Below are 11,036 nucleotides of genomic sequence, written 5' to 3'. Positions count from 1 at the left end.
GACACGATCCACGGTGACGTCCCCACGACGGGGCGAACGCTCAACTCCTGCCCTGGACACGGCAATCAGCAGCGATCCACCTCTTTGTGTTAGCCGTTGTTACTCACCTCCGCTCTCGCGGAGAGGACACGTCGGCGGACTTGCCGTCGACCGGGTGCAGCGGCTCACCTCCGCTCTCGCGGAGAGGACATGCACTGGCGCCACGGAACGCCGGCCGTCGCCGGCTCACCTCCGCTCTCGCGGAGAGGACCAGGTGATGGAGTCGGCAGGCCTGCCCAAGGGCGTCTCACCTCCGCTCTCGCGGAGAGGACGAGGTCTGGAGCCAGATGACGGGCCCCTGGTCCGTCCTCTCCGCGCGAGCGGAGGTGAGCCGGAGCGCCACTTCTCTGCGCCTTGGAAACGAATGTCCTCTCCGCGCGAGCGGAGGTGAGCCGGAGCAGCCGTCGGGGCAGCGAAGGGGGCAGCCGGCCTCTCCGCGCGAGCGGAGGTGAGCCGGCCCCTGCCGCCGCTCGAATCACCCGGTTCAAGTCCTCTCCGCGCGAGCGGAGGTGAGCCTGCCCCGGCCGGTCCTTCCGGTCCCTGCGGTCCGTCCTCCGCGCGAGCGGAGGTGAGCCGTTCAGGTCTGTGCCATGTCCACGAAGCGGCTGTAGTGCAACTGGCTGGCGACAGTGATGGTGGCGGTCGGCCCGTTGCAGTGCTTGTCGATGATCAGTTCGGCCTCGCCGGCGTGCGCGGACTCGGGGGTGTAGGCGTCGTCCCGGTACAGCAGGATCACCATGTCGGCGTCCTGCTCGATGGCTCCGGACTCGCGCAGATCGGCTTTGGTGGGCCGCTTCTCTGTGCGGTTCTCGGGACCGCGGTTGAGCTGGGCGAGGGTGATGATCGGCAGCTGGAGTTCCCTGGCGAGGCGCTTGAGGGAGGTGCTGATCTCCGCGACTTCCCGTTCGCGTGACTCGGGGCGCCGGCCTCCGAGGGTGATCAGCTGCATGTGGTCGATGACCACCAGGCCGAGCCTGGGCTCGCGGGCCTTGAGGCGGCGCAGCTTGGCCTGGATGGCGCCGAGGGTGTTGGCGGACTCGTTGATGTACAGCGGCGCGGCCTGGATGGCGGGCAGGCGACGGGCGATGCGCTGCCAGTCTTCTTCGGTGGTGGTTCCGCAGCGCAGGTGGTGCAGGGCGACCCGGGCCTCTGCGGACAGCAGGCGCATGTTGCGTTCGTCCACGCCCATTTCCAGGGAGATGAATGCGGCGGGGGTGTCCTGCTTGATGGCGCAGGCGCGGGCCATGTCCATGGCCAGGGTGGATTTGCCCATGCCGGGGCGGCCCGCGACGACGATCATCTGGCCGGGCTGGAGTCCGCTGGTGAGATTGTCGAGGTCGATGAACCCGGTGGACAGTCCGGTGAGGTGTTTGCCGTGCTTGGCCTGGTCGATGGCGTCCAGGGTCGCCTCGAGGGTGTCGGCGGGCAGTACGAAGTCGTCGTCCTGGCGCGCGCCTTCCACCACGGTGGCGATCTTGGACGCCGCCGCGGCGACCAGCTCGTCGCTGTCGCCCTGTCCGGCGTAGGCGGCCTCCGTGATGGCTACGCCCGCCTCCCCGAGACGGCGCAGTACGGCTTTCTCCTTCACGATCTGTGCGTGGTACGGGCCGTTGGCGGGGGTGTCCGCGCTCTGCACCAGCTCGTGCAGGTAGGCGGCGCCGCCTGCCTTGGCCAGGGCGTGTCGGCAGCATGCGTGGCGCCCCGCCGCAGGCGGCGCGGAGGGAACGCCACGAACGCTGCCGACACGCTACCAGCGGCCCAACCAGGAACCACAACACACCGGAAGCGTCTCTCGCGCTGGGCAGCAGCGGTTCAAGGCGGTCCCACAGCTCATCTGACACGATCCACGGTGATGTCCCCACACCGAGTGGAACACTCAACTACCGCTCTGGACAGACCGATCCACCTCATTGTGTTAGCCGTTGTTAGCGTCGACGTTTATCCCGCTGTCGAGGTAGCTCTGCAGTGCATGGGCGCCCCAGGATTCCTCGCTTCGCACTCGCCTCACCCCCATCCCCACGCCGGACGCTACGGCCGCTACTTCCAGCTCCTCGACGACCTCCCGCAACACGTCGAAGCATGCGGCCGTGTAACCCGGGTAGCCCTTACGGCCCCATACGCGCACAGCGTCGTTTGCCCACTGAGTGGTAGAGGCCGGATCGCTCAGCCTGAGATGTCAGCGAGACGTCCACCAGCGGCAGACCGAACTCGGCGCCGCGTAGACCAGTGTTAGTACGACGCATGTCCCTCCTTAGTCAGGAATCACCCATGGCTAGGAATTACCCATGTCTACACTTGAAGAACTATTGAGTGACGCCGAGAATGCGGTATCGGTCCGTTTCCTAGAGGCGGACGGGTCGGTCGACACCCCTCCTGGATCAACTGTTGTACATGACGGCTCAGCATCTACAAGATAATTGGCTTACACTCGAACAAGAGAGGTAACCATGCCAGTCTCGGAGCAGCAAGTCGAAGACGCACTAAATGCAATTTACGCCGGGGTGGTCAAGCTCTACTATGGCGGCAATGCCGCTGACTTTAAAACCGCCTCGGGACTGCACATGAATCCAGTGATGTTCGTTGATGAAGCGAACTCCGGTGTAGATGCAGGAATTTTCCCAATCGGGGATAACGAAGTCGGCGTCGAAATATTCGCAGGAGTCCTAACCTTTTGCGATCTGGATGCGGCGCGATTCGTCGTAGCTCACGAGCTAGGACATGTCTTCGGTGCGGCTGTCCTCAAACAGATTGGCTTGGAGGGTATTAGTGGTCCACCCACTGAGGTAATCGCCGATCTGGGCGGATCCTGGGCAATAGTAAATTCGACGGGGGGCAGTTGGTCCCAAGTCATGAACGCCATCGACAATTGGGCAAATACTTATATCTTCACAGTAGGCTCCAATGGCGCCCACCCGCCCGGGGCGAAGCGTGCGCAGTATGTGAAAGACCTGAAGCGAAAAATCGCAGACGAAGGCAAGCCTTTCAACCAAGCCGCAAAGGAAATTCTGCAAGCGATGACCTAGGCCCCGGCCCTGGGCTCCAGCTCATAGAGCTGATCTCTATCCCATGTTGCAAAACCCCGCCTTGGCAGGCGGGCTGCTCCGCCCGGTCCTCCTTTGGCAAGGCGACCACCCCGGCTCTCGGAGCCCCTTTAGCCTCGAATTTTCGTGATGGGCCGTCGACGAAGTCGGCGGCCCATTTCGTTGTCGGTGGTGGAGGGCGGGCAGGCTGAGGGCCCGGGTGTCGTCTCGGGTGGACGCCGGGTTCCGCTGCTCCGGGCTGGATCCACTTCTCGCAGGGACAGGTGAGTCTGCTGGTCATCCGGGGTTCGGCAGGAGTGCGAGCCGTTCGAGGGCGTCGGTGATGTCACGGGCCCAGGGCCAGTGCTGGGCGAGGCGGAGGATGCGGCGCCGGCCGGTAGTGACGAGCTATCCGGCCGTGGAGAACAGGCGGAGCCGCAGGCGACGGGGTTCCCAGAGTCGGGCTTTGCCGGTCAGAGCGAGCACGGGCATCCAGGCCAGCAGGTCGAGTGCGATCTGGGCGATCTCCAGCCAGACCTTGTTCTGCGCAGTGTGGTGGAGGGGCAGGTTGCGCAGGCCGGTGGACCGGGCGGCCCGGATCCGGTCCTCCGCCCGGGCCCGCAGACGGTGACGCAGCTCAAGCTCGGCGATCGGCCGACCGGTCGTATTGGTGGCGAAGCAGGTGATCCGCATGCCGTCCGCGTCCGTGATTCTCAACTGGGCGCCGGGGTGGGGTCGTTCCTTGCGGACGATCAGCCGCATGCCGCTGGGCCAGCCGTCCAGCAGCTTGCCCGTGAGCTCGGCGACCCAGGCTCCGTCGCGGACCTGGCCGTCGGCCTCGACGGCCGGCGTCCATGCCGGGCCGGGGATCTTCAGCACGTGCTGGTGGATCGCCTCGGTGATCACCATGCCGACCGAGTAGGACAGCCATCGGCCTCGCTTCGCGAGCCAGGACACGAAGTCGTGGGTGCCGCCGGCAGAGTCCGTGCGGATCAACGTCCGCCGTCCTCGCCGGTACTTCTTCGGCAGTTTAGCCAGGGCCCGTTGGGCGGTGGTGATGTGGTCGGCGGCCGTGTTCGAGCCCGCGTTACCTGGTCGTAGGAGGGCGGCGACCGGTTCTCCGGTTCCGCCCGGGCCGTGGTCGACGAAGGCCGTCACGGGGTGATGGCCGTAGGTCTTCTTCCAGGTCGCGGCCGCATCCTCCTTGTCGGAGTGCGCGATCACGAGGACGCCGTCGATGTCGACCGTGACCCCTCCATCAGCGTCCGGGGCGTTCTTGCCCGCCAACGACCAGACCCGGCTGCGGACTTCGGCCCGTGCGGACCGGATGGCCTGCAGGGCTTCCTCGTCGGAGCCGGCGAGGGCGTCGATCAGGCGGGAGACCGTCGGGTCGGAAGCGACCGGCCCGAAGACAGCCGGCTCACACCTCAGCATCGCGACGTCCGCGAGGCAGTCCCCGCCCAGCGCGACCGCCAGAGCAAGGTCCAGAAGGATCTTCCCAGGATCGTGGACGGCCTGCGGCTTGCGCCAGGGTGCCAGGGCTGTGGATATCCCCTGGTCAAGGCCGATCTTGCGGACCGTCTCCAGCAGCAGGACCGCACCGGCCTGTGAGACCACCCGCCGACCGTCTCCCTCGACACGGACACGCGGGTACGACGAGATAGGCTCTCTCACCTGGAAAGTGCTCTTTTCCTTGCAGCCAACAGGACCCTCAGCAAGTCCCATCGTTGCAGGTCAAGGGCACTTTTCGCGTTTCTGATCAACTCCTGGACAGCTCACCTCGTGAAAGCGCGAGGCTAGTGCGGAAGACGTCTGATCGGCGTGGTCACCCAGCAGCCGGCCCCGATGTAGGCGCGGTCGGCGAGGACGGGCACGCCCTGGCGTTCGCAGATCCGGATGATGCGGTGGGTGCGGGCCGCGGTCAGGTCGTGGGTGCGGCCGGGAAGTGCGGGCGAGATCCACAGCAGCTTGCCCCCAGGGTCCGCAACGACCTGCACGTTCACGCCATGGCAGCGGTGCTTTTGGGGAGAACTCGGTCACCCACCCGGTCGCACTCGGCGAGCATTCCGTCCAGCAGGACGTGATCGGGATCCGTCTCCCGCAGGACCCGCAGCAGCCCGGGCGCCCGGCGGGAGAGATGGCCGACGACGGCGGTGACGTAGGCATGGGCAGTGTCGACGGATATGCCGAAACCGGCGGCGATTTGCGCGAGCGTGTCGTGCCGGCGAAGGTAGACCAGGCCGACCAGAAGAGCACGCTGGTGAGGCGGGAGCTTGCAGCGGCGGTCATCCTCACGGGTGTCGATGAGCATGGTTACCCACTCGACCAGGGCGTGCGGCAGGTCGAGTGCGGCAGGACAGGGAACCAACGAGGCTCCTACGCTGATGCGGGTGCTGCCGGTGCTTGATGAGCTGGTAGCGCTGGTCCAAGACGAGCGCGGGGTGAGCAAGCGTGAGGTGGTGGAGCACGCGCCCCTGACCATCTGAGCTTGTCACACGGGGCGGCGGGCGCGCAGGACCTGGTCCAGGGCCCGGCGTATGGGCGGAGACAGGGGGCGGCCGGCGGTCGTGGCCACCAGCTGCTCGGCGACCGTACGCAGCTTGACGTTGTTGTGTTGGGAGACGGCCACCAGTACTTCCCATGCTTGTGCCGGCGTGCATGGGCCCACTGCCATGATCATGCCGCGGGCCTGGTCGATCACCGCCCTCGATTCCAGCGCTTGGTGCAGTTGTGCGTTCTCCTCGCGCAGCCGCTGAAGCTCCATATCGGCCCCATCGTGTTCCAGCCCGTTCGGGCGGGCCGCATCCTGTTCGGGGCGCTGGGCCGTCACGTTCGCTCCCTTACCCGCGCCTACCCGTCGACGTTAGCCCCAGGGTCCCGCTAGTGGTCAATGTGAAATGACAAGGGGCCATGGCAGTCGCAGTCACAGTAGGCCTGATACCGTCACCTTCTGATGAGATTGGCGATACCGCAATTTGGGCTGCGCATTGGCTGATCCTTAGACCATTGGCGAGGTCTGCTAATAACGACCGCGACACGCCGACTGGTGCGCTACGGGCGCACGGGGCCTGCGCTTTCGCTGGACCCGCGCCTCATGCTGCTTAGCCGCACTCCAGTTCAGCCCAATGGCGGCGAACGGGAAATGATGCAATATCAACATTGCGAGCCCAAGGCCCCTACAACGCCCGTGTCCGCCTTACGGCACAGCTTTCCCCAGTCATCAGAGAATAACACAAGAGTCAGGTTTTTTCTGCAATTGCTGCAGCCTAGTCTTGAGTTGCTCTTGAGATGGATACGCAAGCGCGTTCACATCAGGTGCCCCCCATGGGATTTTTGAGCCAATCAGGATGCCACTCTTAACTAATTGCCAACATAGGACGCCAACAATGTTACCGGCGTCATCAACTAAGGCTGCCCCAGAGTCGCCAGGGTTTGAATTCCCGGTCATTGCGATCATGCCAGCGAACGAATAATACTTACCGTCTTCCCTCTTGTCCAGTATCCAGTAGTCGATATCCAGTATCTTGCTGGTCTGAACTACGCCAGTCGTAGCTCCCATCCATTTGACGGTCTGGCCAACCTTGGGACTTGCGAACTTCAGTGGATCCTCAGTGGTCTTAATTCCATAAATTTGATTAGATATATCCTCGTTGTCGCCGACCTCAAACCAGCCGAAATCGTAGGTGAAGTCTGTTGGTTCTTCGCTATTGAAGTAGCCCTCAGGATTGGAGGTACCGAATCTAACGGGGGGCGTGGAAAGGCCGCCCACCTGCCCGATCGCATCCGCGGAGGGTGCCGGTCCACCACTGGGCGCTGGTTGATATACTGTGCGGCCAACATTCTGTAGCACGTGGGCGTTAGTGATCCCCACTCTCATGTTGCCTTCCAAACCCCAACCCGATATTGCTGCACCGAACGTTCCCGTAAGTGTTGCACCGTCGGCCCAAATGCGAAACCCGCCAGGCACGGGGCGCTTGCGTTCATTGTTTGGCATTTCATTCATCCCATTCATGGCCACAAACACGGCGCGGTTGTACTCGTCACTGAGGTAAGTGGGCAGTAGGGGCGGTCGCGCCCTCCCCTGTGACACGACGGAGGCGAACTGTACTCCAAAAGGTTTGCGCCCCTCATCGCGGGTCGGCACAAACAGCGCTTGAAGGCACAGCACCTCACCCCTCGCTGGGGAAGGTGTTTAGTCAGTGCCGGCTGATTCGTCTCTGGGTGAGGCAGGGTTCCGTCAGCAACCGGCTCGGTGTGCTTCGGCGGTCATGGCGATAGCGGCATTGGCGACGGCGCCCGCCACCCGCAGCACTGCCCCTGCCACCGGCCCGGGACGGCGGCTTCAGAGGCGCCCGCGGGCCCGGTCGGCTTCGGCACGGTGAGTCCGGGTGCGGCCGGCCCGGAGATATCGCGGACTGAGTGTGGAACTTCGCACTTCTGCCCACTAAGCATATATAAGCTCGCCAGCGTAAGACAGGAGCGAACATGCCGCTTGACGGTCGAATCCGTCCCGTCCAGGGCGGTTACCAGATACAATGCCACGATCGTTACGTGGGAACACTAGGAGCCGCTATCGTATGGAACGGACAAGTAGTGGGCATAACTAACTCCCACGTCCTTCCATGGCTTAACGAGCCAGTCTATCAACCCGATATGACGAAAGGGGAGGCGGACAACATAGGGAAAGTGAGTGGCGCTTCTCCTCTGCAGTACTATGAAACGGCAAAAGCGTATGGTGCCGCCGTTGATAGCGGACAGGCCATTGACGCTGCATTCGATTTTGCTTACTTCGCACCGACTAGCGAAGACGTTCTCTCTTCGCACATATACGGCCTCTACGATGGCGATATCCCACTTCGATTCAGGGACCCCGTCGAGGGAGAAACTGTCCGATGGGTTGGCGCGGAAACTGGGCAGGTTCGTCAGGCGGTAGTCGGTGACACGGATAAATGGGTATTCATGGCTTCGGCTGTGCACACCGACCCAAGTACGACCCAGATAGTCAGTCTCGCCAATATGATCGAGCTCCGCGGCGACGTGGGAGCGAATGGGGATTCTGGGGCTGCCTTGCTCGCGGAAGACGGGATGATAGTCGGCCTCTACAGTGTCGGTTCCTCGCAGCGGGCATTCGCTGCCGGGTCCAAGATCCCTAAAGACACCGGCGAGCTCAACGCGACTGTGGCCTGCACTGATCAAATGCTTGAGAATCGACTAAAAGCAGCAGCAGCATCACCGCCTCCAGTGACACGACAGCGCATGTCCAACTGCGTGATTTTGTGAATCGCAGTCTGCAGGATCACCTCGATCCATAGTGCTCGCACTGCGGGCGTAGGGGAATGTTGAGAATCTCTCCTCGATGGGGTACGTGTAGCCGGTGTTTCCGAAAGGGAGACACCGGCCCGCGATAGACGCCTGGGCAGGAAAGCCACCTACGAAGCGGGGGGCGGACGTTTGCCGGGGCATGGTGCCGTAGCCGTGTCGACTCGCAAAATGCCCGCGCGCCTGCGGGCAGGACTTGGACTTCGGAGGCGCATATGGCCGCTACGCAGCAGGCGGCTGTCGTCGGTAAGTCGCTGACCGTTTTCACTGGTATAGACAGTGTTACCCAACGAAATATCGTTGACTCGCTGCTCTTTGCTCAACTATCGGCCGACAAAGCCTGCAACATCTACACCGATACGCTGGATTGGTTTTCCATATTCTTGAATTCGGCTGAAGATGTCGGGTGGGCGAGTCCAGCCTTCGCTTTTTCGCGGTATGATCCTACGGGGCCAACTTTCACGCTGAGTCAGGCCGTACAGCAAGTTTTCGCGCTGCACTTCCCCCAGGTCACCCCCTTGACGCACCTGTTATCTTCTCTTGAGAATACGGAGGCCGCGCAAGTCTTGCGGTATTGGCGAAATAATTGCATGGTCGAAAATGGTGGGGCCTTCCAGATCAGCAACGCCAAAGAGTCTAATAGTGGGGCGATTAGCGTCTATAGCGGCTCCTTCTATTTTGCCTTACATGCACCCTGCACGGTCACCGACATGCTCTTCTCCCCACTACCAGCCGACGCCGTAGAGTTGTATCAGGGAGTTGCCGTTCTGGACTTCTCTCCCGAGGTTTACAGTCAACATCAAGTGGCCATTCGCGATGCCTTGGCGAAGGCGGGGAAAGCAGTGATTCCTGTGCCTATCTAGAATCTCTGATGTGGCTTCTGAACTTGAACTCGTGATGTCGGTCGGCACGTGGTGACGGCGTCAGGGTCCGAGACCGCCGGCTGTTACCGGCCCGGGTTCAGGACGATGGCTGTAGCCAGCGCCGCGCCGCGGCGAGACTCACCTCGACGTCATAGCTCCAAGAGCAGACCTCCAGCCATGAGAGGTAGCCGCCTTGCGCGAAGACCAGGACCTCGCCATGGCACTCGCCGGTTTCGGTGAACAGCTGCACGTCGGCAGCCACGACGGTGCCGGGGCCCGTTGGCGCGGGCTCCACCGCGTCGGCGTCAAGGTCGAAGTAGGCAGTGCCGCAACCGCACTCGCAGCGGGATTGCACCCTGAGTTGGGGCACCTGCCGTCGGAGGACGACGTGAATAGGCTCGTCCGGGTTCAGGATGAGGTCAAGCACGTCGGCTACGTCCTCGGGCAGGCTGCCAGTCATGCCGCCACCGTAGCTGACCAGCAGCTTTGGGCTTCGCCCAATTTCGGGTCCGTCGACCCGACGCTCACAGCTCCAGGGCCAGGTCGGTTCCGGCGAGGCAGCCGTCGATGGCCTCCGGTCGGTACTGCAGCATCTTCAGTTTGCGCTTCACCGCGCGGGTGATCTGGCCGAGGTCGGCCGCGGCGAGGTTGCCGATGTCACGCTTGACCAGCGACCAGACGCCCTCGGTCGGGTTGAGGTCCGGGGCATAGGTGGGCAGCTGGAACACGGTGAGCCACTCGGCGTTCGCGTCGATGAACTCGCGCATGCTGACCGTCAGGTGCAGGCGGACGTTGTCCCAAACCAGCACGATCGGTCCGCCGAGCTGGATGCGAGCGCGGACGATGAGGTCGCGGAAGTCGCGCCAGCCAAAGCCCTTCGGCTCGTCCTTGCGGCCCCGGTACTCGCGGATCGCGTAGATCAGCCGGGACCGCTGGCCCGGCTTGTAGCAGGCCATACCCGCCATCGACACGCGCCCCGAGCCCCGGCCGCTCACCCTCACGACCGGGGTCTGGCCGATCCGGCCCCAGGTCCTGGCGCGCGGCGGAATCATCGACTGCCCGGCCTCGTCCTCGAAAACGATCCAGGCCCCGCGCTCCGCCGCGGTGCTCTTACCCGCGGCCAGGTCTCCTTCTTCCACACCTCGACCGCGTCGTCATCGCGCTCGATCGCGCGCCTGGTGGGCTGCTGCCAGCTCCAGCCATGGCGCTTCAGCAGCCGCCAGGTGCCCTCGACCGTGTAGGAGACGTGGAAGAGCCGGCCAATCAGCGTCTTGATCCGTGCCAGGGTCCACCGCTGGTCCGCCCAGCCGTGAGCCAGTGGACCACGATTCAACTCCCGCTCCAGCCTGGCGATCTGGGCGAGGTCTTCCCGGCGACCCCTTCGACAGGACTCCCGCCTCGCCGCCCTCGCGCCAGGCCCGGCGCCACCGCTCGACCGACCGCACGCTGATCCGCAGGGCAGCGGCAATCTCCGCATTCTTCTGCCTGCCCTCGAAACGCTCCACGGCCTGGAGCCGTAACCGCTCCCGTGCGGTCCTCTCGGCGTCGGTCAGCCCGCCGCCCTGCGCATACCTCACACCCAACGGCTATCGGTACTCACGGCCAGCTGTCAGGCGAACGGCACCGACATCACTCAATCAAGTTCAGTTGCGTACAACGTAACCTAAGGGCTGTCCCGCAACTGTGGTTGCGGGACAGCCCTTACGAGCTCGTGCACGGTAGGCGGTGAGGCGTCGAGTTCTCAATCGTCGATCATGGTCATGTGGTGGGGAACGCGTTTCGTGAAGTGATCGTC

Annotated in this window: 7 protein-coding genes and 4 pseudogenes; 3 read left to right on the top strand and 8 right to left on the bottom strand. The window is 63.5% G+C overall.

All coding sequences use genetic code 11. The features are described 5' to 3' along the window. Nucleotides 1–616: 616 nt before the first annotated feature. Nucleotides 617–1,714 carry a replicative DNA helicase gene (locus tag ACZ6CZ_RS36960; protein WP_469030329.1) on the bottom strand — a complete coding sequence of 366 codons (1,098 nt, stop codon included), beginning with the start codon at nucleotides 1,712–1,714 and terminating at the stop codon, nucleotides 617–619. Nucleotides 1,715–1,818: 104 nt separating this feature from the next. Further along, a pseudogene (locus ACZ6CZ_RS36955) lies at nucleotides 1,819–1,919 on the bottom strand (IS5/IS1182 family transposase); the annotation flags it as partial. 567 nt (nucleotides 1,920–2,486) lie between these two features. On the opposite strand from ACZ6CZ_RS36955, the gene ACZ6CZ_RS36950 reads away from it, so the two are divergent. Further along, the gene (locus tag ACZ6CZ_RS36950) at nucleotides 2,487–3,062 is read left to right on the top strand and encodes a hypothetical protein (protein ID WP_469030326.1); all 576 of its coding nucleotides are present in this window, start codon (nucleotides 2,487–2,489) and stop codon (nucleotides 3,060–3,062) included. A 294-nt stretch (nucleotides 3,063–3,356) separates the two neighbouring features. Here ACZ6CZ_RS36950 and ACZ6CZ_RS36945 read toward each other — a convergent pair. The 4 genes and pseudogenes from ACZ6CZ_RS36945 to ACZ6CZ_RS36930 all read right to left on the bottom strand — a co-directional run bounded on the left by ACZ6CZ_RS36945 (nucleotide 3,357) and on the right by ACZ6CZ_RS36930 (nucleotide 7,083). Further along, a pseudogene (locus ACZ6CZ_RS36945) lies at nucleotides 3,357–4,733 on the bottom strand (IS1380 family transposase). 128 nt (nucleotides 4,734–4,861) lie between these two features. Beyond that, nucleotides 4,862–5,427, bottom strand: a pseudogene (locus ACZ6CZ_RS36940) (transposase); the annotation flags it as partial. 123 nt (nucleotides 5,428–5,550) lie between these two features. After that, nucleotides 5,551–5,889, bottom strand: coding sequence for an ANTAR domain-containing protein (locus ACZ6CZ_RS36935; protein WP_469030324.1), 339 nt, complete (start codon nucleotides 5,887–5,889; stop codon nucleotides 5,551–5,553). A 390-nt stretch (nucleotides 5,890–6,279) separates the two neighbouring features. Next, entirely contained in the window at nucleotides 6,280–7,083 is an 804-nt protein-coding gene (locus ACZ6CZ_RS36930) for a trypsin-like serine protease (RefSeq protein WP_469030321.1), read from the bottom strand. 629 nt (nucleotides 7,084–7,712) lie between these two features. Between ACZ6CZ_RS36930 and ACZ6CZ_RS36925 the strand changes: the two genes are divergently transcribed. Continuing rightward, the gene (locus ACZ6CZ_RS36925; protein ID WP_469030318.1) at nucleotides 7,713–8,339 is read left to right on the top strand and encodes a hypothetical protein; all 627 of its coding nucleotides are present in this window, start codon (nucleotides 7,713–7,715) and stop codon (nucleotides 8,337–8,339) included. Between the two features lie 254 nt (nucleotides 8,340–8,593). Continuing rightward, nucleotides 8,594–9,241: a hypothetical protein gene (locus tag ACZ6CZ_RS36920; RefSeq protein WP_469030315.1), complete on the top strand. Its 648-nt coding sequence runs from the start codon at nucleotides 8,594–8,596 to the stop codon at nucleotides 9,239–9,241. A gap of 97 nt (nucleotides 9,242–9,338) precedes the next feature. Here ACZ6CZ_RS36920 and ACZ6CZ_RS36915 read toward each other — a convergent pair whose 3' ends face one another. After that, a complete protein-coding gene (locus tag ACZ6CZ_RS36915) occupies nucleotides 9,339–9,701 on the bottom strand; it encodes a hypothetical protein (RefSeq protein ID WP_469030312.1) in 363 nt (120 codons plus the stop codon). A 64-nt stretch (nucleotides 9,702–9,765) separates the two neighbouring features. Further along, nucleotides 9,766–10,818, bottom strand: a pseudogene (locus tag ACZ6CZ_RS36910) (IS630 family transposase). Nucleotides 10,819–11,036: the final 218 nt, after the last annotated feature.

The organism is Streptomyces sp. NPDC041135 (assembly GCF_055592085.1).
The sequence above is the reverse complement of the archived record's forward strand: the minus strand, read 5'-3'. Positions and strand labels throughout refer to the sequence as shown.

What these genes read in the sequence shown, in the direction of transcription:
- ACZ6CZ_RS36950 (WP_469030326.1), top strand. Translation starts at nt 2,487, where the DNA reads ATGCCAGTCTCGGAGCAGCAAGTCGAAGACGCACTAAATGCAATTTAC.
- ACZ6CZ_RS36925 (WP_469030318.1), top strand. Translation starts at nt 7,713, where the DNA reads ATGACGAAAGGGGAGGCGGACAACATAGGGAAAGTGAGTGGCGCTTCT.
- ACZ6CZ_RS36920 (WP_469030315.1), top strand. Translation starts at nt 8,594, where the DNA reads ATGGCCGCTACGCAGCAGGCGGCTGTCGTCGGTAAGTCGCTGACCGTT.
- ACZ6CZ_RS36915 (WP_469030312.1), bottom strand. Translation starts at nt 9,701, where the DNA reads ATGACTGGCAGCCTGCCCGAGGACGTAGCCGACGTGCTTGACCTCATC.